A 24,528-nucleotide genomic window follows, 5' to 3' on the forward strand; every position below is an offset into this window, starting at 1 on the left:
GGTTATATGTCCGCATAAAAAAACGATATCTTCGATGAGTTATGCCTTGTACCTCAGCACGCTTGCTCTATAATGCGCAATCTATGCACAATCCGTTTCAAATTTAAGACGAAGTTAGAAATACAGGTAAAAAGCATTGCAAAATAAAAAAAGAGTCCTGCTCAAAAAAATATTATCTGCTTGTCTTATCCCTATTCCGATCGTTTTTTTTTACGCTTACTATACCAGCGTCACGAGCATTAATAGCCAGTTAAACACCATTGCCGATTCGTACGCCAAACGTATCGATAGCCTGATTGCTGATCTCCATGATGAAAATGCCAAAGCGTTATACAGCAATAAAAGCTGCGCACAGATTCAAGAAGACCTGTTATTTGAAAGTTTACTGCGTGAAATGTTGATCGTTGAAGATCAACAAATTGTTTGTTCATCCAAACGGGGAGAGATGCAGTCAGATATCAGCGACTATTATCCCGATGGCATTGTCACCAGTAAAGAACGCTTCTTTGACTTACAAAACGATCCAGCCATGCGCACTTTATTAGTGATTGATGCCGATAAAAACAATCCCTATCGTGGAGCCATTTCTGTTGTCGATCAAGGTTATATTCAAGCTCGTCTCGGTTATCACACCGACACTCGCATAGCTCAATTAATCGTCAAGGTCGGTAATCAATACTACCCAGCTAATAGTAAATTTATCACTAAACAACATAACGTAAAGGTCACATCGGCCAAGCAGCTTTTTACGTTACAAATTGTCGCTAGTGACTCTTTTGTTACTGAACAGATAACCTTTTATCTACTGAGTGCCCTTCCGGCCTCGATTGCACTTTCACTATTCATTTATGTTCTGTTTTTATTTTTCACCGGCCGGACGAGCTTATTAGATGATTTAAAGAAAGGATTAGAACGACACGAGCTGTTTTTAGTCTATCAACCTGTCATCGACAGTCAGAAACAAAATGTTGTCGGCTATGAAGCGTTACTGCGTTGGATTAACCCTAAATTAGGTTTTGTTAAACCCGATACGTTTATTCAAATTGCAGAAGAGTATGGCTTAATCAATAAAGTGACCGATTATGTGATTAGCCAAGCTCAAAAAGATGCTCAGCATTTACCTAATCATCAGCAATTACACCTTAGCATTAACGTTCCACCTTGCTATCTTTCACACCAAAAGCATATTCATCGTTTAATCCTTTGTGCCAGTCATCTTGCTGCTCAAGGAATTCAGTTGGTGGTTGAAATTACTGAACGCCAACTGCTGGATAAAAAAGGACAAACTATTTTACAAGAATTACGGCAAGCTGGTGTGATGATCTCTATTGATGATTTTGGCACAGGACAAACCTCATTATCGGTCCTGCAACATATTGCTTTCGATTATTTAAAAATCGATAAATGCTTTATTGATTCAATTGGCGTGCAATCGGTTAGTGCGCCGATCTTAAATACCATTATTGAGCTGGCTCATCAGCTTAAGGTCAATATCGTCGCGGAAGGAGTGGAACATGCCGCTCAAGCCAAATACCTTGCCAACAAAGGGGTTCAATATCAACAAGGGTATTTCTACTCTAAACCTCTCGATCTTTCGGCAATAACAAAGGGGAAATCATCGACATCCTAATGAAGACCAGCCAGAACAACACCAAGGTTACACCTTCTATTGTGATAGGGGTTTGCGCAACCAATGTATATGTGGAACAAATCCCCCTTGCTGATAAAAATGTTGCGCCGTTTGATTAAACTCCCACACCTCAACAAACATTTCTTTGACGCCATACTCAACGAATGTCTGCTCTAAATGAGCAAGAAGTGAGGCTGCGACTCTTTGTTGACGATAACAGGGAACAACATATAGCTCATCAATACTGCCCATCGGAATGGGCTGACTGACACTCGAAATTAACTCACAAAAATGCCCAGTAATAAAACCAACGATCTGAGAACCCTGTTTAGCAACGTAAACCAAACATTCCGGATCATCTAAATAACGGGCAATACTCTTCTCTTGCTCAATGTCATGAGCGGTTTTGAAATAAGCTGGACAAGCACGGTGATGCTCGTCATGTAACTCAAACATCAACTGATTGAGTACTTCTAAATCATCGACTTGAGCCGCTGATAGGATAATCGCTGACATAATGTTGCCATCACAGAAATAAAAACTCTCTGAATTCTATCCAATAAAGGTAAAAAAAAATACGCCTAAGACCGATTAGTGTTAGGCGTATTGGTTAGCATCACAAAAGTGAATAGCCCTACTCTGTGGCTGGTGCCTTAACGGTTAATGCATCACGACGCAGCTTGAGAATGGTCAGCAACATGGCACAAAGCGCTAAAACACTCATCCCGATATAAACCAAGCTAAAGCCTTGAGCGAGTACATGAGTCGCGACTTGCGCTTGTTCAGCACCATGTTCACTGACTGTCACGTCTTGGGGAACTCGTAGATAGAATAACGCCGAGCAAAATGCAACCCCTAACGCTCCGCCTAACTCACGGCCAAAATTAAATAACGACATGCCAATCCCACGATCGCGAGCAGGCAAAACACTTTGGACGACAACACTGAGTGCAGGCAAAGTTAACCCAAGTCCAATTCCTGCAAAACCGAGCGCGAAATTAACCCAAATATCATAGTGAATTTGCCATAGCGCAATCATCGCCAAAGCAAAACCTAATGCCACTAACAATTTATAGCGAGCAAACTTAGCGACCAGCTTACCGCCGACATACGCGCCCGCCGTGATACAAAACATAAAAATTACCATCACGACGCCACTTTGTGATGGAGAAAGTCCTTTCTGCCATTGCAGTTGCAAAGGTAGATAAACTAACAGCGCAAACATCAACATTTGCGATCCCATCACTAACATAATGGCGGTTAAGTAGTTGGGCAAACGCGCTAAACGAGCAGGTAAAATAGGATCGCTAACGCGTTTTTCTACCAATACAAGCATGACAAGGCTAGCTAATAAAATAAATGCCCCCCAGCCATTAGGCATAAACGAGTGCGATGAAAGCAACATTAGCAACATGGTAGTGGCGATCATCAATAATCCGGCACCAAGCCAGTCAAAGCGGCTATTACGACGTTTATTCAAGTGGCTGAGGTAACGATTGACCATCCACAATGCCACCAAGCCAAGGGGCAAGTTGATTCCAAAGACCCAGCGCCACGTTAAATGGTCAGCAAAATAACCGCCTAACAGTGGCCCAGCAATACTCGATACCGCATATACCGCGGAAATATAGCCTTGATATTTACCCACTTCACGCGCTGGAATCGAATCGGCAATCACGGTAAAGGCCAGCGCAATTAAGCCACCACCGCCAATGCCTTGAATCACGCGCGCACCAATTAAACTCGGCAAATCAATCGCAAACGTACAGAGTGCTGAGCCAATCATGAAAATGACAATGCTGATATTGAGCATGCGCACTCGACCAAACAGATCGCTTAACTTACCATAAACCGGCAGTACCGCTGTCGCAGCCAATAAATAAGCGGTAATCACCCAAGTAAGGGATTTTCCAGCGGATAACTCCTGACCAATCAAAGCCAAAGGTGTGGTGACAATACTTTTTTCTAAAGAGCCTAAGGCAATCACCAGTGCGACGCTGGCAAAAATAATTTTCGGGTTGGATGAATAAGTCGAATCGGTTGACATAAATCCTCTGGTATTAAACGATACCAATACAACATAACGTTATGGGTAAGTGATCAGCGAATGAGCGCAGAGGGTGCGCCGCTTCGGTAACTCAAGATTGAAGAAAGCGCAGCCTATCGCGCATCACTATAAGATAACTGAATATCATTCTATCTAAAATAGGATAGAATGGGATCGTCAATTGCAAATATGGGATTATGATGAAATTAGACGATCTGGCGCTTTTTATTACGGTGGTACGCTGCGGTAGCTTCGCCTTAGCCGCTAAGCAAAAAGCCCTCTCCAGCAGCACTCTGAGTCGCCGAATCCAACAATTAGAGCATGATATGGGTAGCATCTTGCTGATCCGTAGTAGTAAAGAAATTGTTTTAACCAAAGAAGGTGAACAATTATTTGAAACCTATGCCGAGCTCTTCGCTGAAATCGAATCGAAACAAGAAATCGCCTTACGTGCCAAACAAGAATATCGTGGCACGATTGTCATTAATGCACCGATTATCCCCTTACGTCATCAACTGAGCCCACTTGCATTAGAATTTTGTCAGCAACATCCCAACGTTAATATCCATTTTCAAGTCGGTGCGGGCATGGATTACTTCACGCGTCACGATATTGATATCGCTTTGCGTTTTGGTCCTCAGCCACATTCCGATTGGGTCGCTCGTAAGCTAGCCAATAATCCATCGCAGCTCTGCTCGACTCCCAGTTACGCCGCTACCTTAACCTTAAATCACCCTGAACAGTTGCAAACATTACCGCTACTGACGCTGAATACCAAACAGGCTTGGGTGTTTAAACATCGGCTCACAGGAGAACAATTTCAATTTACCCCGCGAGCTCGCTTAAGTTCAGAAGAGTTAGATACGATTTTACAAGCGACGCTCCTAGATATGGGAGTCGCTCGCTTACCGAAAGGATTGATTAGCCAAGAACTGACGCAACAGCAATTAGTTCCTTTATTGCCAGAATGGGATATAGAAGGGGCTGATGTTTATTTACTGCACCCTCAACGGCGATTCTTACCAGAAAGGACCCAAGCTTTTATTGACTACATCAATGCACATTGGCCAAGAGTGGCGTTCAGTCATTGGTTAAATACATAATTGACGAGAATAAAACGCCCTTGGAGAAAAACACAACCTCCAAGGGCGTTATCGATGGTTTATCAACTGAGCGATAAACCGATTTGACGACTAACCGCTAAAGCGATTATAGAAAATGGAAAGTCGCGTTAAAGGAAAGCACACTGACGTCTTTCTTGTCGAGAGTATAACGATGGTAACCTGCGCCTACCGAAAAAGGACCCATAATAAAATATTCAGCGCCTACGCCATACATGATATCGAAACCATCATCATCTTTACTGTTGTTGATTTCTGTTTTCCATGAATGGATACCACCACGCGCATAAATATGTAAAGGACCAAAATCAATGCTTGGCTTTAGTGCGGCATACATGGTTGAAGCAGAGGTTTCAATACCGTTAATTTTAAAATCGCCTAATTTTGTGTAACCACCTTCAACCGCAAAAAATGGCAGAATTCCGGTTCCAACATGCAAATTATAAGCCGTACTGCTATCACCACGGTAATCAGATTGGCCAACCGATGCACCAGCGTAAACCAAAGCATCTGCCATTGCTGCAGAAGAGGCTCCCAATAGCGCGAGGGCAAGTAACGTTTTTTTCATAATTAACCTTTTGATAGTTGTCTGGCCGCTGCTGCTAAGCCAATGTTATGCATTACCAGAAATTATAGAATCATCTTCACCGCACCTCAAGGAACGAAAGGACAGATAGTGAATAAAGATCAATAATATATCCGCTTATCATTTGAAGTCGCCGCCCGATGGGCGGAGACTTGCAGCTTGCCTAACAGGCATCAATCGCTTGTTTGACTCGTTTATCTGAAATCGGATAAGGCGTACCAAGTTGCTGAGCAAAATAACTCACTCTTAGCTCTTCGATCATCCAGCGGATCTCTTTGACCGATTCAGGCACAGCTACTCCTTTCGGAATTTTATTCAATAAGGTCTTGTATTCGTTAACCACCGATTCAATTTTCAACATATGCAAGCGATCTTTATTGGGATCAACCGGCAGCTTTTCCAGCCGCCTTTCAATCGCTTTCATGTAGCGCAAAATATCCGCCAGCTTTTTCCAACCGCATTCGGTGGCAAAACCTTTAAAAATCAGCCCTTCCATTTGTGCTTTGATATCCGATAAAGCAAAAGCCATCGTGAAATCGACTTTACCTTTCAAACGCTTATTAATGTTGTACGCGGTGGTTAAAATGGTTTCTACTTGCTGGGCAATCTCGACCACCGTATCGCCCAGTTCAGCGCGAACATATTCTTTCAGCGCTTCAAAGGCTTCTGGCTGCCAAACCATGCCCCCATGCTGCTCGATAAGCTTATCAACGCCACAAGCAATACAATCATCAATTAAATCCAGCACTTTACCGTAAGGGTTAAAATACAAGCCAAGCTTGGATTTATTAGGCAAGTTACTGTGTAAGTATTTGATCGGTGATGGCACATTAAGCAAAATTAATCGTCTTTGTCCGGCTTGCATCGCGGTTTGCTGCTCACTTTCCGTTTCAAATAGCTTAATTTCAATGCTGTCTTTATTATCCACCAACGCCGGATACGCTTTAACCTCAAAACCGCCGCGTTTCTGCTGGTAAACTTTCGGCAGCTCACCAAACGACCAAGTGTGGAGATCTTTCTGCTCAATATCATCATCCGCCACTTGCGATAAGGTTTCTTGAACCTTGGCTTTCAAGCTTTCTTTCAATGCGTATAAGTCTTTATCTTCATTGAGTTTCCGCTGACGATGATCCACCACCCGATAGGTCACTTTTAAGTGATCAGGTACTTGCTGCCAATTCCAATCTTCACGCTCGATAGCCACGCCTGTCATCCGCTTAAGTTCTTTTTCCAGCGCATCCAGTAATGGCATTGCTAACGGTGTGACGCGCGCTAGAAAAGCATCAGCATAGTTTGGCGCTGGCACAAAGTTCTTACGCAGCGTTTTCGGTAGCGATTTAATCAAACTGACCACTAATTGATGACGTAAACCCGGAATTTGCCAATCAAAGCCTTGCGGCTCAATTTGGTTAAGGATCGGCAAAGGAATATGCACCGTGACACCGTCACTATCAATGCCCGGTTCAAATTGATAACTGAGCTTTAATTTAATTCCGTTTTGGTGCCAGAAATTAGGGTAATCGAGTTCGGTGATATGGCTGGCATCGCCTTTAACCAGCATCTCTTTTTCAAAATTGAGTAAGTCTGGGTTATCATGGCTGGCTTTTTTCCACCAAGCATCAAAATGACGTCCAGATACTACCTCTGCGCCAACTCGTTGATCATAAAATTGGAACAGCTCTTCATCATCCACCAAGATATCTCGGCGACGAGATTTATGCTCTAACTCCTCGACCTCAAGTAACAAAGCGCGATTTTGCTTAAAGAAAGCGTGTTTGGTTTGCCAATCACCTTCCACCAAAGCACTGCGAATGAAAATCTCGCGGCTCAATGGCACATCAATCGCCCCATAATTGACCGCTCGTTTGGCAACGATAGGTACGCCATAAAGGGTCACTTTTTCATACGCCATCACCGCGGCACTTTTCTTCGACCAATGTGGTTCGCTATAACTACGCTTGATCAAGTGCTTAGCAAGAGGCTCAATCCATTCCGGTTGAATTTTGGCGACAATCCGCGCCCACAGTTTCGAGGTTTCGACCAGTTCTGCCGACATCACCCACTTTGGCTGTTTTTTAAATAAACCAGAAGCTGGGAAGATATTGAATCTTGCGTTACGAGCCCCTTGATACTCATTTTTTTCAGCGTCTTTACTGCCGATGTGTGACAGCAAACCCACCAAAATGGCGCTGTGCAGACTGTCATAATTTGCCGGCTGATCGTTGAGCTTATAATCCATTTCACGCATCGATTGATGAATTTGGAAATAAACGTCTTGCCACTCACGAACGCGCAAATAATTTAAATAGTCCTGTTTACATTGACGACGAAAAGCATTGCTATTCAAGGCCTTTTGCTGCTCTTGTAAGTAATGCCACAGATTGATTAAGGTAACAAAATCCGAGTCTTCATCGACAAAACGGCGATGTTTTTCATCTGAGGCTTGCTGCTTATCACTCGGCCTTTCTCTTGGGTCTTGAATCGATAACGCTGAGGCAATGATCATCACCTCTTTTAAGCAGCCTAGTCGCGGCGCTTCCAACACCATTCGCGCTAAACGTGGGTCAATCGGTAAACGAGCCAACTGACGTCCAATCGTGGTCAGGCGTTTTTTCGGGTCGCTGATCTCAGGGTTCATTGCCCCCAACTCTTCCAGCAAGCGAACGCCATCTTGGATATGGCGTTTGTCTGGCGCTTCAACAAATGGGAACGCCTCGATATCGCCTAAGCCTAGCGCAGTCATTTGTAGAATGACTGACGCTAAGTTGGTGCGCAGAATTTCTGGGTCGGTAAACTCAGGGCGAGATAAAAAGTCTTCTTCTGAGTATAGACGGATACAGATCCCCTCTTCGACACGCCCACAGCGCCCTTTACGTTGGTTAGCACTGGCTTGAGAAATTGGTTCAATCGGTAAACGTTGCACCTTGGTGCGATAGCTGTAACGGCTGATCCGCGCGGTGCCAGGATCAATAACATACTTGATCCCTGGTACCGTTAACGAGGTTTCCGCCACGTTGGTGGCAAGTACGATCCGCCGGCCGCTATGGGGTTGGAAAATCTTATTTTGTTCGCCAGAGGATAAACGGGCATACAAAGGTACAATCTCTGTATCTCGTAACTTACGTTTTGCTAACGCATCGGCAGTGTCACGAATTTCCCGTTCACCATTCATGAAAATCAGGATATCCCCTAACCCCTCAAGGCACAGCTCATCCACCGCGTCAAAAATACCTTCGAGTTGATCGCGATCGCTGTCCGTTTCTGCCACTAGTGGACGATAACGCGTTTCTACCGGAAAGGTTCTGCCTGACACTTCAATGATCGGCGCATTAGCAAAGTGTTTCGAAAATCGCTCAGGGTCAATGGTTGCCGAGGTGATGATCACCTTGAGATCAGGGCGACGCGGTAGTAACTGGCGTAAATAACCGAGAATAAAATCAATGTTTAAACTGCGTTCGTGAGCTTCATCAATAATGATCGTGTCGTACTGATTGAGATAACGATCATGTTGAATTTCTGCTAGTAAAATACCGTCAGTCATTAATTTGATTTGGGTTTGCTCAGAGATTTGATCGTTAAAACGCACTTTATAACCGACAACGCCACCAAGCTCACACTGCATTTCTTCGGCAATGCGATTAGCCACCGAACGAGCGGCGAGTCGACGTGGTTGCGTGTGACCAATCAGCCCATATTTACCACGTCCAAGCTCAGCACAAATTTTCGGTAACTGAGTGGTTTTACCTGAACCGGTTTCCCCAGCAACAATCACCACTTGATGCTGCTCAATTGCCCGCGCAATATCATCCCGCTTTTGACTGACCGGTAACTGTTCTGGGTAATCAATCGTGATTTTTTGCGCTTCTCGCTGTGAAACCACCATCATTGAACGAGCAATATCCAGCGCTATTTCATCAAAGACGGCTGTTCTTGCTTGTTCTTTAACAATTTTACTGGCACCGATGATCCGCTTATTGAGACGAAAACGGTCTTTTATCAAACACTGTTGCAACGCTTGTTGCAATGACTTGACGGTATTGGCTTTTGCCATCGTATTTTTTTCTGAGTGAGGCTGTGACTGAGTCAAAGCGTTACCTATTCTTTTCTTTGCATAAAATTAGCCGAATTGTATCACAAACTTGTTGGTCGATCGGTAATTCGTATTAAGCCAATCCTGCTGATTCGGCTCGGTAACCAGTAAAGAAATGTATTTCGATGATTAATTGTTCGTTTATGGCCCATTGCATGCAAGAAGGTTTAGTTTTATTGTCATTTGGCCGCTAAAATAGAAAGATACCTAACTAAGTAGAAAATACTGTGAAAGCTTCTGAACTGAAACTAAGACTTGATGACCTGCCTGCTGATTGTGACCCTGAAGTCGTCATGGGAGAACTTTGGCTGCCCGAACGTTTAGTCGGTACTCAGCACGATAACGATATGCTGTTTTTACAATTTGATAATGCTCCAGAAGAAGGTGAAGGCGAGGAAGAGGGTCGCGGTTTTGTTCAGCATGAAATCAATCTGATCCGTGAGCGTATTACTCAATTACTCAATGAACCCAATCCACAGAGCGTTCAAGTTGAAGCTTTAGTCGCCCTACTGCTGCTTGCCCATGAACAAAGCAGTTCGGAGTTTGTAGAAATGATCAGTGACTGGGAACTGTAAGCGTTTAACTCTCTCAACGCTTGAATAAGCACCTTCTCTGCGCCATTTTCTACAACAATAAGGGAACTGTAGCAGCGTTTTATCCTCCAATCATTAACGTTCACTGGTACCGCATATAGAGAAAGGTATTTTTTATGTTCAATACTATTACTGCCTTATTTAAACAGCTTCTCGACGGGCACGATCTAAGTCAACCTTCTCCTAGCCCTAATTTTGCAATCGCTTGTTTATTGAGTGAGGTCGCTGGTTCAGATCAAAAAATAACCCCCACAGAACGACAAGCGAAGCTAGCCTTACTGCAACGTTTACTTGCAATAGACGACAGTGAAGCACAAGCTTTGATTAGCCGTGCTGAGCAACAAATACGTCAATCGGCATCATTGTATGAATTTACCTCTCAGCTACGAGAATTAACCCAAGACAAACGATTTGAGTTAATAAAAGCGATGTGGGAAGTTGCCCATGCGGATGGTGAGATTGATCCACTAGAAGATGCGGTGATCCGTAAAACGGCTGAGTTATTGTACGTTGACCACAGTCAGTTTATTCGCGCAAAACTGATGGTTGTTAATCCGAAAAAATAAAGCGAAGTTCTCGAATTAACGCGACCTTCGCTTGATGATTTATTTTTTTGCTGTTTTTACTTTCTTTAATGTTGAATTCCACGATGACCTTGATGGGAGCGAAGCAATACGCCCATCAAGGTCTCCAAGACCGTTCGTTAGTATTTAAACTGATTTAAACGCGAGCTCACCGCACTCACTCGATTCGCCGCATCACGACTCTCTTGATTGGCGGCACTGGCACCATGATCAATTTCATTCGCCGCATCATTAATCGCCACAATATTACGATTCACCTCTTCAGTCACCGCCGCCTGCTCTTCTGCTGCGGTGGCGATTTGGTGGGCCATGTCTTGAATACGTTCACTTTGCGCGCGAACCTCTTTTAAAGCATCAACAGCACGTTGTGATAACGCTTGGCAGTTATTACTCTGTTCACGACTTTCATTCACTGTGGCCACCGCTTTTTTACTGCGCTGACGTAAGGTATCAATCATGGTTTGAATTTCATCGGTAGACTGCGCGGTGCGCGTGGCAAGGTTACGCACTTCGTCAGCCACCACGGCAAAACCACGTCCCTGATCACCAGCACGCGCCGCTTCAATCGCTGCGTTTAATGCCAATAAGTTGGTCTGCTCAGAGATGGCTCGAATGACATCCAAGATTGACCCCACTTGCTCACTTTGCGCTTCCAGCTCTTCTATCTCTTGCGCAGATTTAAGAAGATCATTAGCTAAACGTTTCAAGCCTTCGGCACTTTGTTCTACTTCGCGCTGGCTTTGGTTAATTTCTTGCTGAGCTTGAGTCACGGCGCTGGCCGTCTCTTGAGCATTGTCGGAAACACTGTGCGCGGTAGAAGACATTTCATTGGTTGCGGTTACCACTTGCTCTATTTCTGCCCGTTGATGTCTAATCTGATCGACGCCCTGTTTCGCATAAGAAGCCGAACGCTGCGTGCTTTCCGTTAAGCCATCCATTTGCTGAGCGACATCAGAGACTATCGAGCGAACGTTACCGACAAAGGTATTTAAATGATGAGCCAATTGCCCGGTTTCATCACGGCGATCAATTTTAATGGTTTGGGTTAAATCACCTCCAGATTGGGTGAGTTTTTCAACCAAACCAACCAGCTTTTGAATCGGACGGCTGATTGATAATGCCATGACCCACATGGCGATAATACCTAATAAGATGAGTAAACCACCGACCCAAAGCTGACCTTGTAGGTTAGCGGAGAAGCCTTGATCTAATTGCTGGGAGATCACAGCGGCCTGAGCTAATGCCACAGAAACCGGTAATATCACAATCACTTCCCAGTTATCATTCACCCCATGAGCACGAAACTGCGCTGATGCGATCACTGAATTATCTTCAATGCGGCTTTGTCCAACCACCCGCTTACTGATCAACTGAGCGATACCTGTCTGTTGAAGAGCTTTACCAACATTCGCGGCTTCAGAGCTGTCTGCACTCACGATATTTTTCGGGCTAAGGATGAGGACTCGCGCTTGACGATCAATATGCTTTTGGGTATCGGCAGCGATGCGTTGCAGGAAGTTTAACGAGTAATCGACACCAACCATCCCCGCCGCTTTACCATTAACCATCACAGGAGAAACAAAAGAACTCAACAAGGTTTGTACACCTTGGATATCGTAACTTGCAGGATCAATCACGCAATTTCTGCCCGTTTCGATGGGGCATAAATACCATTCAGAATTACGTACGCCTGTCGAAGAAACGGTTTTATCGTACATATTACCTAATGGACGCATCCCTAGTTGCCCCGAAGCCGAGCGATTCCAGTAGGGGGCGAATTGACCATTATCTTTGCTATGCGGTAAGCCGAGCGAAAAGATATCATCACCATCGAATTGATGCGCTTCCCAACCGGTATAAATACCTAGCAAATCGGGATGTTGAAGAAAAACACTGCGTAACATTTCAGTGACCACTTCACGAGAAGGACGCTCACCTTCTAAGCTACTCGATAATGACTGTGAAATGAGCATCGCTTGGTCAAAACGACTTTTCACTCCTAACGCTTCTTGCGTTGCAATAAGCTGCATGTTTTGTAACGCTTGACGGCGCAGCTCTTGATCGACCTGTTGATTAACGGAAGCCGATAAAATTTGACTGCTATGATAACTAAAACCAATCACCGCAAGGGTGATTGATAAAAGGGCTAACACACTAAAGGTTAAAACCTGTTGGCGAATACTGGTAAATTTCATCCTGATAACCTTACTTATCCATTGATTACTACCAGTTTAAGTCAGATTTTTCCTTTGAGCATTGTCATCGCGTTTTTATTGAGAGATTTGCCATATAAATAGATCGATGAATGTTTAAAACATCGTTAATGCCAGTTTTGCCAGATTGTAAGCATCGACATAACCGGAATGCTGACGCCCTTCCCAATCAATACCCTGTGCTTCTTGCGCCGCTCGATGCCCGATTCGTTTATCTTTTAAACGATGTTGAAGACGATATAAGGTCGCTAAATTGATGCATTCGTGGATCGGCATAGGCAGACCTTTTTGCGCGCACTCTTTGGCTAAGATCAAATCGTCTCTTCCCCAACACGCATAAATTTTCTTACTGCCACCAAAGTTTTTCACCATCGACCGCAACACATCGGCAAGGGGGCGGCCTTGTTTAGCTACTTTACGTGGAGTAATCCCCGTTAGTTCAACGCAAAACTCAGAAATTTTATCCTGCTCGGGTTGTACATAATATTGAGCTCGCTTGACGATTTTACCCGCCGTAAGATCGATTTCAGCCAACCCCACTTCGATGATCTCTCCGGTAGTGCCTACGCCGTTCTCATTCCAGCAACACATTTCGAGGTCAAAACACACCACTCGGTTGTAATTCATTCGTTTATTCCGTGACTGATTGTCAATAAACCACAAATACTACCCAACTCTCTGCCAAAACTCGACGATTAAACCGTAGCGCCACGATTGGTTGCCGCAATTTTAAAACGATTGTCGACAAACTCGACAAATCACCACGTTGAGCGCTTAAAAAGCGAACGAATAGTCGCACTCTCACCCTGAAAACACCGATTTAACCATGCCTCATCGGTTGAATATGCTAATATCTGCCCTTATTTATCAAGCTATTCTGATCATCAAAATACTGCACCACGCTGTATTTGTTAGACCTAATATTGAGAATTCATCATGAACTTCGATTTAAGCGCTATACCAACCACCGTCGACATGCTCCACGCTGTCCTTGCTATTTTCAGCTTATTTGCTCTGTTATTACTGATTCTTCGTAAACCGCGTGTGATAGAAACCATCGTTGAAAAGCCGATTGAGAAGATCGTCGAAGTGGAAAAACCGGTGGAGAAAATTATTGAAGTCGAAAAGATTGTTGAAGTAGAAAAAATCGTTGAAAAAGTGGTCGAAGTAGAATCCAAGCTTGCCACGACATCGACTGACTCGGCACTGCAATTGCTGGCCATTTTGCAAAAAGAAGCCCGCTTCATTGACTTTTTACAAGAAGAACTCAGCGCATTCTCTGACGAAGAAGTCGGTGCAGCGGCTCGCGTTATCCATTCGGGCGGTCAAAAAGTTCTCAAAGAATACTTAACGTTAGAGCCAATTCGTACTGAAGAAGAAGAGACCCGCATCACCGTTGAACAAGGGTTCAACTCGCAAGCGATTCGTTTGATCGGCAACGTGACCGGACAAGCACCGTTTACTGGTACGTTGATCCACAAAGGGTGGAAAGCCAGCGCACTACACTTGCCGAAACTGGCCGAGCATTATGATCCCTCAATCATTGCCCCAGCAGAGGTAGAGCTATAATGGAACATCAACACGATCTCTCCACGCAACCATCAGCAACTTTTAGTGTCGGTATTGATTTAGGTACGACTCACTGTGTGCTTGCCTATAGTGATACACGCAACGAACACGCGAGTGTGCAAGTGATGCCGATTCCTCAGCTCAGCGCACCGGGTAGCGTCGAATCGCTCAATCAGCTTGGTTCTTTCGTCTATCAACCCCATGAACACGAAATGAATCCAGCGTCTCGTGTATTGCCATGGACAGATAAACCCAATGCCTTAGTAGGAGCGATTGCCCGCAACCTTGGCGCTAAAACGCCGATTCGCTTGGTGGCCAGTGCGAAATCTTGGTTATGCCATGGCGGTGTGAATCGTCGTGAAGCATTTTTACCTGCTGGCAGTCCCGAAGAAGTGGAGAAACTCTCTCCCCTACGCGCCACCGAGCTTTACCTTGAGCACTTAAAACAAGCGTGGGATCACACTCATCCCGAACATCCGCTCTGTGATCAAGAAGTAACCATCACCGTACCCGCCTCGTTCGATCCGGCAGCGCGAGAGCTCACGGCTGAAGCGGCGCGGAATATTGGCTTAACCCATTTGATCTTACTCGAAGAGCCTCAAGCCGCACTGTATAGCTGGATCGATAATAGTCATGATCAATGGCGTGATCAGGTCAATGTCGGCGATATCGTACTGGTGGTGGATATTGGGGGTGGTACTACCGACCTATCACTGGTTGAAGTGACCGAAGATGAAGGAACACTAAGTTTACAACGCATCGCCGTCGGTGAGCATATTTTGCTCGGTGGCGATAATATGGATCTCGCTCTTGCCTACCACTTAAAAATGAAGCTGGCCAAAGAAGGTAAAGATCTACAACCTTGGCAAGTGCAAGCGATGACTCACGCTTGCCGCGATGCCAAAGAAGCGTTATTGAATGATAGTCAACGACAAGCGATGCCGATTGTTGTGCCAAGTCGCGGATCCAAACTGCTCGGTAGCACATTGAAAACCGAGTTAACACAAGATGACGTTCAGCAAATGCTGATTGACGGCTTCTTCCCGAAAGTGACGATTAATGATCATCCGCAGCAACGCAGCCGTGGCGCATTAACCCAAATGGGCCTACCTTATGCGCAAGATGCGGGTATTACTCGCCATATTGCCGCGTTTCTTGCCAAACAAGCCAACGCAACCACAGAGGCAACAGACCAAGAATTCAATCCGTTTCTTGGTGGCATGCCCAGCCAATCATCACCGTCAAACGCTTTTATTAAGCCAACCGCAATATTGTTTAATGGCGGAGTGTTAAAATCCTCTCTCTTAGCTGAACGTTTGCAAGACACCATTAATCAATGGCTAGTCGAAGCCAACGCTCCAATCGCTAAACGCCTGACGGGCGTTGACTTAGACTTAGCCGTTGCCAGAGGTGCCGCTTATTATGGTGTGGTTCGCCGCGGTCAAGGGGTGCGTATTCGTGGTGGTATAGCTTCGAGTTATTACGTGGGTATTGAAAGTGCGATGCCAGCAATTCCCGGTATGGCTCCGCCAATGGAAGCACTCTGTGTTGCACCGTTTGGTATGGAAGAAGGCTCTAGCGTCGACGTCCCCAGCCAAACTTTTGGTTTAGTGATTGGTCAACCGGTTAACTTCCAGTTTTTTGGCTCAACAACTCGCCGTGACGATGCCGCAGGCACCCATCTGGATCATTGGCAAGATGACGAATTAGAAGAACTACCGGAGATCCAAGTCACTTTACCGGTATCAGAAGGCCGTCGCGAAGGTGAAATTGTCCCTGTCACCTTAGCTGCACGAGTCACGGAGTTAGGAACGTTACGCCTTGAGGCCATCGCCGCTGATAATGGCCAAACGTGGCATGTTGAATTCAATGTCCGTGAAGAAGCGCAACCGACCGCTTAGCCATCCATTACAAAAACGGCACTTTCAGAGTGTCGTTTTTATTCATGAAAAGGGTTGTCATGACATCTCCTCGTTTTCTGGTGGGCATTGACTTAGGTACCACCAATACTGTCGTTGCTTATTGCGAGCTAACCACGGATTTATTGCATTCACCCGTGACTCTGTTCGAGATCGATCAATTAATTGGGCCCGGTGAAGTGGTGCGTAGACCGTTATTGCCTTCTTTTCGCTATCACCCAGCAGCAGAGCAAGTCAACGCCGCTGATCTTACCCTACCTTGGGAACATCAAGCGGTCAGTGGCGATCTTCCTCAGGTAATCATTGGTGAATGGGCCCGAGCGCTCGGTGCCAAAGTCGAAGGTCGCCAAGTGGTGAGTGCCAAAAGCTGGCTGTCTCATCCGAGTGTCGACCGACACTCCGCCATTTTACCTTGGGCTGGAGCGAGTGATGTCGATAAAGTCTCACCGGTGATTGCCAGTGCGAGTTATCTCAACCACATCCGTCAAGCGTGGAATCACCGCCATCCGGGAGATCGGTTAGAAAATCAAGAAGTGGTAGTCACCGTGCCAGCCTCATTTGATGAAACAGCCCGTCAACTCACCCTCGATGCTGCGCAATTGGCAGGTTTATCTACCATCATTTTATTAGAAGAGCCACAAGCCGTTTGCTACGATTGGTATGCTCGTCATTCCGCTACCGCCAGTGAGCAACTGAGCGAAGTCCCTTTGATTTTAGTCTGTGATGTCGGCGGTGGCACCACCGATTTGAGCTTAATTGAAGCCAAATACCAGCAAAGTTTAATCCTCAATCGTGTTGGTGTCGGTGAGCACCTCATGCTCGGTGGTGATAACGTAGACCTCGCCCTCGCCCATCTTGCGGAACAACATTTCAATACGAACCAAAAGCTGAGCGCTGCAAGCCTGAGTAAATTGATTCAACAAACACGGCAAGCAAAAGAGCAACTGCTGTCTACCAATCCCCCAGACAACGTAAAAATCACCCTATTAGGCAGTGGCTCTAAATTGCTCGGTGGCAGTAAAAGCGTCTCGCTCACTCGCCAAGAAGTGCATCAGATTGCTTTAGAAGGATTCTTTCCACGGTCTGAATTTTCACAGTTGCCTGATAAGCGGCGTCGTGCGGTGGTCGAATTTGGCTTGCCCTACGTCGCTGACCCTGCAGTGAGTAAACATGTCGCCGAATTTCTTCACCAGCATCAATCTGTTGCGCTATCAGCACTCAATCAGCTCGATACCACACAGCCAGCGATACCTGTTGGGTTGCTGCTCAACGGTGGGGTTTTTAATAGCCCATTAATTACCGAACGTCTTACCCAACTGCTGACCGACTGGCGAGGGGCGCCAATAACCGTATTAGATAACCCTCACCCTGATTTAGCCGTAGCGCTTGGTGCTGTCGCGTTTGCCAAGGCTCGACGTGGTGCACAGCTGAAAATTGGCGGCGGATCTGCCCGCTCGTATTTTTTACATCTTCCCGAAAAGAATCATTTAGGCAAGGCATTGTGTTTACTCGCTAAAGGCAGTGAAGAAGGGCAAGAGATCCGCTTAACTGGTCGGCGCTTCTCGTTAACATTAGGCGAGCCTGTCCGTTTTAACCTTCTTACCTCCAGTTACGATACGATTGATGAAAAAGCGCCAATACAAAATGGGATGCTGATCAACATTGAACCGGAACGATTTACGCCTTTACCGCCCTACATTACCAGCCTCGAAGGTGAAGGGGCGGTTTTACATGCCAACCAAAAAGAGCGCATTGAAGTACAACTGGCCTGTCAGCTAACCGAAGTTGGTACATTGAAAATAGAGTGTGTTCACGTCGACGATGAAAGTAAACGCTGGGCATTAGAATTCGAAGTTCGTCAGCAAACCGAAGCGATGCAGCAACCAGCCTCTCTTCATCCTCGCTTATCGGAATGCAAAACCTTAATCGCTCGTTTGTACAGCGGTAATACCAAAAGTGCAGCGAATAACGAGATAAAAACCTTAACCAAAACCCTTGAGAAACAACTGGGCAAACGCGATGAATGGGATTTCACCACCCTGCGCCATTTATTTGATGTATTAGCTCAAGGACGTAAACGTCGCCGTCGCTCAGAAGCACACGAAAAACATTGGCTACGCTTGGCTGGGTTTACATTACGTCCAGGTTTTGGTGATAGCACCGACCCATGGCGCATCGATCAGGTATGGGGTCTCTATCAGCAAGGTATTCAGTTTCAAAATCAACAAGGTTGGAGCGATTGGTGGGTATTTTGGAGGCGAATTGCAGGGGGATTAAACCAAAGCCAACAAGAGCAAATTCTAGCCGACATTGCCAAATACTTGCATCCCGGCGCGATAAAAAACCCACAAACGGCGAAAGCAGCGCAAGAGATGGGCTACGAAGCGATGGTGCGCCTTGCTGCATCGTTAGAACATCTGGATGTTGAAGATAAAGTGCTGCTCGCGACTTGGTTTTTGAATAAAGCCCTCAACCAAACCAACTTCGCTCAGGCTCACTGGTGGGCATTTGGCCGACTTGCCTCACGCAGTCTATTTTATGGCAGCCAACACACCGTTATTGCGCGAGAACAAGCAGAACAATGGTTACCCACTCTGCTTGAGCAAAACTGGCAACAAGAACCGATGATTGCTTTTGCCACCGTGATGATGTGCCGTAAAACGGGTGATCGCTTGTTTGATATTAATGATTCCATGCGTCGCGATGTGTTAAGCAAACTGAAACACAGTAAGGTTCCGGATGCATGGGTAGCTCTGGTCGATAGCGTCAGTGAGCTTTCTGCGAGTGAGTCAAAACGTGTCTTTGGTGATGCTTTACCGTATGGCCTACAGCTGATTGAACATTAATCGTCAGTTGTAACGAAGGTGTTGATAGACTTTAAGATCGATAAAGGACAGTCACGGTAGCTGTTCTTTATTATATTGGTATTTTCACCGCTAGTTATGGATGAGCGGGGAGCCGTATCGTGAATGTCGTTTGCTGGGGATCAGACTCCAGTATAATCTCACCTTGATGAGCCTCAACGATTGAACGGGTAATAGAAAGACCGAGACCAGAGCCATCGCCTTGACGTAGACGAGAAGGATCGCCTCGATGAAAGCGCTCAAACACCAAGGGGATCTGATCGCGAGGGATTGGCTCTCCCGGATTACTCACTAGAAGGTGAACCTGATGATTAACCCTTTTTATCGTCACCGTAATCACGTGTTCAGCGGGAGTATGTCGAATCGCGTTAGATAAAAGATTAGACAGTGCTCTTCGTAACATTAAACGATCACCGATCACGGAGCCCTTACCGACCAACTTCATCGTTAAGCCCTTTTCTTCTGCCAAAGCTTCATAAAATTCAAACAGAGCGCGCACTTCTGATTCAAGTGCAACATTTTGCTCAGGTTTCGGCAGCATGCCATTATCAGCTTTAGCCAAAAACAGCATATCAGCAATCATCCGGGCTAAGCGTTCAAATTCTTCTAGGTTAGAATGTAAGGCTTCTTGGTACTCCTCTGCCGAGCGAGAGCGTGATAACGCCACTTGTGTCTCGGTCATCAAGTTGGAGACTGGTGAGCGTAACTCATGAGCGATATCGGCAGAAAATTCATTCAAACGACGAAACGACTGTTCGAGACGCTCTAACATGCCATTAAAAGCTTGCACCAGTTCTTGTATCTCGCTGGGTGCCTCTTCTGTTGATAACCGTTCCCCAAGGCTATGTGCCGATAATCGCCTTGCTGTACCAGCAATCGTTCGCATTGGCGCTAAGCCTTTATGGGCGGCCATCCAGCCGAGCATCGCCGCAAATAACGTTGCAATACCAATCCCGATGCCTAATTGTAAGCGTAGGGTATTAAGAAAATGCACGTGATGAGAGATATCTAACCCGACCAAGACATTAACGTCGCTAAGCTCTGGTAATGACACAGAAAACTGAGTGGCGATACCAATAAAATCCGCCCCAGAGGCATCGCTCCATTTGAGAAAAGGTTGCTTAGAGGTGACTAAATGAGTCTTAATCGGCTCAAGGTGTTCAGCACGCAGAGCATATTGCCATTGCTGATCGGCAATAGCGATCAAAATGGCAACATTATCATGCCCTACAAGGATCTCATTGATTCGGGGCGATAAGGTGTCAAGTGAGTGATGAGAAGTCGTCGTCGATAGGAGTCTTTCTATAGTAGTCAACTTAGTTGCAAGCTCATGGCTATCTAATTCATCGAAATGAAGGGACACTGAGCGCTCAATTAACACGCCCATGATGATCAATAGTCCACCCGCCATCAGAGCAAACAACACCGCCAGTCTAACGGTTAGAGATTGCGCCAATTTCACGTCTCGTCAACCTCAAGCACGTACCCCATTCCTCGAACAGTACGAATTAACTTTGGCTCAAAGGGGTCATCAACTTTCGCTCGTAAACGACGCACAGCCACTTCAATCACATTCGTATCGCTATCAAAATTCATATCCCACACCTGAGAAGCAATAAACGAGCGCGATAAAACTTCACCTCGTCGGCGCAATAATAACTCTAATAAGATAAATTCTTTCGCTGTTAAATCAATTCTTTGTCCATTTCGTATCACTCGACGTTTCACCAGATCAAGCGCTAAGTCTGCTGCCTGTAAGTGATCGATCTTTTGCGTTTTCCCTCTTCTCGATAAGGTCCGAACTCGAGCAAGCAATTCGGAAAAAGCAAAAGGCTTGATGAGGTAATCATCAGCACCCAATTCAAGCCCATGCACACGATCTTCAACGGCATCCCGCGCGGTCAAAAACAGCACCGGCATATGATATTCAGCACGACGAATCGTCTTTAACACACCCCACCCATCCAGTCCCGGCAACATAACATCCAATATTAAGAGGTCATACTCTCCTGTTAATGCCAGATGTAATCCATCAATGCCATCACGTACCAGATCAACCACAAAACCGGCTTCACTTAACCCTTGCTGTAAATAATCGCCGGTTTTCTTTTCATCTTCTACGATCAAGATTTTCATCATTCGCTACTAAAGTTCAGGACAGGTGGCGTTATGTTCTCGTAAACACCAAACGATAACAATACTTAACGAGAACATTGTCGAAAAGGATCGTATCACTAGGGTCTGTTGACCACACAAACAGACCCTAAGCATAAGCTTTAACGAATTAGTTAAGGCCTCGTTCCGCTAACCATTGTTGCATCATGCTAATTTCCTCTTCTTGTGCTGCAATGACCGCTTGCGCCAAAGCACGAATTTTAGGATCGCTACCGTGCTCTAATACCACTTTCGCCATCTCAACCGCACCTTCATGGTGAGGAATCATTCCGCGCACAAAATCCACATCGGCATCACCGGTAAAATTGATATTCATGGCTTGGTGCATTTGATCATTAATGGCTTGATAAGCCGCAATCGACGCTGATTGTGTCGAAGGGGCAGCCATCTTTGTATGGTGTTTGGCATGCCCATCGGTGGCCGCAAAAGTCACGGCACTAAACATCACCAAGACACTGGTCAATAGCCCTACTTTACGTAACATAAACACCTCGATAAAAACGTGATAAAAATTTTGCCATTGCCTGACAACTCAACATTGCTCCCAACCCAAAGTACAATCTGCTTTGGTCGCTGGAACAGATTAATCATAGTCTGCGCTGCCTGTCAGTAACATGACCTGAAGATTACATTCTTGTCATCTATACCCAAACGACTTGGAGTTGCAGGTAGGCGACAAGTGACTGACAAATTTGTCTGGAACAAATTTGAACAGCCGTAGGCTGGCCTTTGGTGAGAGCCACGGATGGTTCTCATCATCCCCATAAGCATAGGCAAACGATGTGATTGGGGTGAACGAACATAGCCAACACCGCTACAGCTTCAAATAGGAAAGGGATAACGAGTACCTAAACTCATCCGTGAGCATCACTGCCGTGATTCAAGGCATTAGAAAGAGCACTCTACAACCGATTAACACTCTATAAAACTGGATGCATTCAGCATAGACGAGGATATTTCGGCATAAAACCACTTTTTATTCACTGTTTTATGCCGTTTTTTAACATTAGTAACAATTGAACTTGTATTAATTGAGCATCGGTTAATAATAGTCAGTTCAATCACCCCGAGCGGCTTTAGGTGGCAAACGGATCATCCGTTCATCGACCACGATAAGCGTAGATAGACATAAGTCATGTGACTACCGTGGTGAAAGCATTTAATGACGCAGAACATTGAAAGAGAAAAAGAATAAATAAGACGTGTAACAATCATTCTATCGTAACTTACTGATTCCCAATACTCTACCTACTCGCGATTGATCGCCATTCCCTCTCCTTGAGCCATAGCGTTTTACAGGAAAGGAAAGTTTTTGAATCTCGGCGTTATCAAGTCATCAGGGAAGAGAATATCTACGATACCTCAAACGCCATCGAGAATTTAGGAGAAAGTTGTGAAAATATTTTGGCATTTACGCTGGTTTTTTAGACTACGCTGGCAACATTATTGTGGTTCTATCTTACTGTTCGTGCTTATTTCAACCATGCAACTTATTACCCCCAAAGCCGTTGGCCATATTGTGGATGGTGTCGTCGACAACACTATGACGCGTAATGAAGTATTGCAATGGCTGGGTGGACTCTTGGTGGTCATTCTTATCATCTATGGTTGTCGAATTCTCTGGCGTATTTGGTTATTTGGTGCCAGTTTTGAACTGGGCAGTATTCTGCGTAACCGTCTCTATCAACACCTATCACACCAGCCGCCACGTTTTTTTGAACGCTATAAAACCGGCGATCTCATGGCGCGTGGCACCAATGACGTGAAAAATATTGTTATGACGGCAGGCGAAGGTGTGCTTACCGCGACAGATTCACTGATCACCGGTATTGCTGTACTGATCATTATGAGTACTCAAATCAGTTGGAAACTAACCCTAATGGCACTATTGCCTATGCCCTTTCTTGGATTAGCGATTTTTTTCATTGTTCGCATTCTCCATCAGCGCTTTAAAGTCGCTCAAGAAGCTTTCTCTGATATGTCTGACATGACTCAAGAGTCATTAAATGGCGTGCGTATGTTGCGAGCATTTGGCCTAGAAAGCCAAGAACAACAACGCTTTGAAAGAATGGTCAACGAAACTGGCGATAAAAACATTGCCGTCGCTCGTGTCGATGCCCGTTTTGATCCCGCGATCCAGTTGGCGATTGGTTTATCGTTTTTTATCAGTATCAGCGTCGGTGCCTATCTGGTTGCTCAGCAAGAAATTAGTCTAGGTGATCTCACTGCGTTCACTATGTATCTCGGCCTGATGATCTGGCCGATGTTAGCATTTGCGTTTTTATTTAACATTTTAGAACGCGGCTCTGCCGCTTGGGATCGCTTGCAAGAGGTACTCGACCTTGCGCCGAGCATCATCAGTGGTGATCATGCATTACCAAACGAAGCTCAGCCACTAACAATCCATATCGAACAATTTCACTGGGATGCACAACTTCCCGCGGCTTTGGAACAGTGCCATATTCATCTTAAACCCGGTGCGATGTTGGGTATTGCTGGCCCCGTGGGTAGTGGTAAATCGACCTTAGTCGCCTTACTACTGCGGCAACAAGAGTTACAACATGGGGAGATTCGTTATGGTGATGTGTTGATAAAAGAGGCCAAATTGGATCAATGGCGCCGTAAATTTGCGGTGGTGAGCCAATCGCCTTTTCTTTTCTCCCGTTCGATATTTGACAATATTGCCCTAGGTTGCCCTACCGCCACTCAAGAAGAGGTTTACCAAGCAGCGAAACTGGCTTGTATTCATGACGATATTTTGAAATTTCCAGCAGGTTACGATACCGAGGTCGGTGAAAAAGGCATCACGCTATCTGGTGGACAAAAACAGCGCATAGCGATCGCGCGTGCGATGTTATTGAATGCCGAAATATTGATTCTCGACGATGCGTTATCAGCGGTGGATGGACGCACTGAGCATACCATCTTGCGTAACCTTGCAACGAGTAACCAGCAGCAATCTTTGATTATCATTGCTCATCGCTTAACCGCTTTAGAGAAAGCCGATGAAATCATTGTCCTTAATCACGGGAGAATCGCCGAACGCGGTCGACATCAACGCTTGCTGACCAATCACGCTTGGTATGCCGAGATGTACCAATATCAACAACTGGCTCAAGCGATTGAGGGAGAATAAA

Annotated in this window: 17 protein-coding genes; 8 read left to right on the top strand and 9 right to left on the bottom strand. The window is 45.5% G+C overall.

Annotation, left to right across the window (positions count from 1 at the left end; translation table 11 throughout):
- The first annotated feature begins 136 nt into the window (after positions 1–136).
- Positions 137–1,630: an EAL domain-containing protein gene (locus CAG60_RS06970; protein ID WP_161438583.1), complete on the top strand. Its 1,494-nt coding sequence runs from the start codon at positions 137–139 to the stop codon at positions 1,628–1,630.
- 36 nt (positions 1,631–1,666) lie between these two features.
- On the opposite strand, the gene CAG60_RS06975 is transcribed toward CAG60_RS06970, so the two are convergent.
- On the bottom strand, positions 1,667–2,146 hold the full coding sequence (locus tag CAG60_RS06975; RefSeq protein WP_158138489.1) for a GNAT family N-acetyltransferase: 480 nt from the start codon (positions 2,144–2,146) through the stop codon (positions 1,667–1,669).
- Positions 2,147–2,264: 118 nt separating this feature from the next.
- Complete coding sequence (locus tag CAG60_RS06980) at positions 2,265–3,677, bottom strand: MDR family MFS transporter (RefSeq protein ID WP_154168110.1); 1,413 nt, start codon at positions 3,675–3,677, stop codon at positions 2,265–2,267.
- Between the two features lie 200 nt (positions 3,678–3,877).
- Here CAG60_RS06980 and CAG60_RS06985 point away from each other — a divergent pair, with 200 nt between their 5' ends.
- Positions 3,878–4,780 carry a LysR family transcriptional regulator gene (locus CAG60_RS06985; RefSeq protein ID WP_161426485.1) on the top strand — a complete coding sequence of 301 codons (903 nt, stop codon included), beginning with the start codon at positions 3,878–3,880 and terminating at the stop codon, positions 4,778–4,780.
- 106 nt (positions 4,781–4,886) lie between these two features.
- Here the strand turns inward: CAG60_RS06985 and CAG60_RS06990 are convergent, their stop codons facing one another.
- The gene (locus tag CAG60_RS06990) at positions 4,887–5,366 is read right to left on the bottom strand and encodes an outer membrane beta-barrel protein (protein WP_072669170.1); all 480 of its coding nucleotides are present in this window, start codon (positions 5,364–5,366) and stop codon (positions 4,887–4,889) included.
- Positions 5,367–5,547: 181 nt separating this feature from the next.
- The gene (gene hrpA / locus CAG60_RS06995; RefSeq protein ID WP_161438584.1) at positions 5,548–9,471 is read right to left on the bottom strand and encodes an ATP-dependent RNA helicase HrpA; all 3,924 of its coding nucleotides are present in this window, start codon (positions 9,469–9,471) and stop codon (positions 5,548–5,550) included.
- A gap of 230 nt (positions 9,472–9,701) precedes the next feature.
- On the opposite strand from hrpA, the gene CAG60_RS07000 reads away from it, so the two are divergent.
- Positions 9,702–10,049, top strand: a complete 348-nt coding sequence (locus CAG60_RS07000) for a hypothetical protein (protein WP_004395210.1) — start codon at positions 9,702–9,704, stop codon at positions 10,047–10,049.
- A gap of 134 nt (positions 10,050–10,183) precedes the next feature.
- Entirely contained in the window at positions 10,184–10,633 is a 450-nt protein-coding gene (locus CAG60_RS07005; RefSeq protein WP_158138491.1) for a tellurite resistance TerB family protein, read from the top strand.
- Between the two features lie 137 nt (positions 10,634–10,770).
- Here CAG60_RS07005 and CAG60_RS07010 read toward each other — a convergent pair whose 3' ends face one another.
- Both CAG60_RS07010 and CAG60_RS07015 read right to left on the bottom strand, forming a co-directional pair.
- Positions 10,771–12,846: a methyl-accepting chemotaxis protein gene (locus tag CAG60_RS07010; protein WP_161438585.1), complete on the bottom strand. Its 2,076-nt coding sequence runs from the start codon at positions 12,844–12,846 to the stop codon at positions 10,771–10,773.
- A 114-nt stretch (positions 12,847–12,960) separates the two neighbouring features.
- Positions 12,961–13,491 carry a 3'-5' exonuclease gene (locus CAG60_RS07015; RefSeq protein WP_004395207.1) on the bottom strand — a complete coding sequence of 177 codons (531 nt, stop codon included), beginning with the start codon at positions 13,489–13,491 and terminating at the stop codon, positions 12,961–12,963.
- A 309-nt stretch (positions 13,492–13,800) separates the two neighbouring features.
- Between CAG60_RS07015 and CAG60_RS07020 the strand changes: the two genes are divergently transcribed.
- Genes CAG60_RS07020 through CAG60_RS07030 form a run of 3 tightly spaced genes read left to right on the top strand, consistent with a single transcriptional unit; the run spans position 13,801 to position 19,198 of the window.
- The gene (locus CAG60_RS07020) at positions 13,801–14,433 is read left to right on the top strand and encodes a DUF2760 domain-containing protein (protein WP_154168102.1); all 633 of its coding nucleotides are present in this window, start codon (positions 13,801–13,803) and stop codon (positions 14,431–14,433) included.
- Complete coding sequence (locus CAG60_RS07025; RefSeq protein ID WP_161438586.1) at positions 14,433–16,334, top strand: Hsp70 family protein; 1,902 nt, start codon at positions 14,433–14,435, stop codon at positions 16,332–16,334. Before CAG60_RS07020 ends, CAG60_RS07025 begins: the two co-directional genes overlap by 1 nt.
- Positions 16,335–16,393: 59 nt before the next feature.
- On the top strand, positions 16,394–19,198 hold the full coding sequence (locus CAG60_RS07030) for an Hsp70 family protein (protein ID WP_161438587.1): 2,805 nt from the start codon (positions 16,394–16,396) through the stop codon (positions 19,196–19,198).
- A 94-nt stretch (positions 19,199–19,292) separates the two neighbouring features.
- Here CAG60_RS07030 and CAG60_RS07035 read toward each other — a convergent pair whose 3' ends face one another.
- The 3 genes from CAG60_RS07035 to copM all read right to left on the bottom strand — a co-directional run bounded on the left by CAG60_RS07035 (position 19,293) and on the right by copM (position 21,875).
- Positions 19,293–20,678 (bottom strand): heavy metal sensor histidine kinase, encoded by a 1,386-nt coding sequence (locus tag CAG60_RS07035; protein WP_161438588.1) that lies wholly within the window; start codon positions 20,676–20,678, stop codon positions 19,293–19,295.
- Complete coding sequence (locus CAG60_RS07040) at positions 20,675–21,352, bottom strand: heavy metal response regulator transcription factor (RefSeq protein WP_004395202.1); 678 nt, start codon at positions 21,350–21,352, stop codon at positions 20,675–20,677. Before CAG60_RS07040 ends, CAG60_RS07035 begins: the two co-directional genes overlap by 4 nt.
- Positions 21,353–21,500: 148 nt before the next feature.
- On the bottom strand, positions 21,501–21,875 hold the full coding sequence (copM, locus tag CAG60_RS07045; RefSeq protein ID WP_161438589.1) for a CopM family metallochaperone: 375 nt from the start codon (positions 21,873–21,875) through the stop codon (positions 21,501–21,503).
- Between the two features lie 909 nt (positions 21,876–22,784).
- Here copM and CAG60_RS07050 point away from each other — a divergent pair.
- Positions 22,785–24,527 (top strand): ABC transporter transmembrane domain-containing protein, encoded by a 1,743-nt coding sequence (locus CAG60_RS07050; RefSeq protein ID WP_161438590.1) that lies wholly within the window; start codon positions 22,785–22,787, stop codon positions 24,525–24,527.
- Position 24,528 lies beyond the last annotated feature (1 nt).

Origin of the sequence: Vibrio sp. V33_P6A3T137 (assembly GCF_009904835.1) — a bacterium.
In the GTDB taxonomy this organism is placed as follows: domain Bacteria; phylum Pseudomonadota; class Gammaproteobacteria; order Enterobacterales; family Vibrionaceae; genus Vibrio; species Vibrio metschnikovii.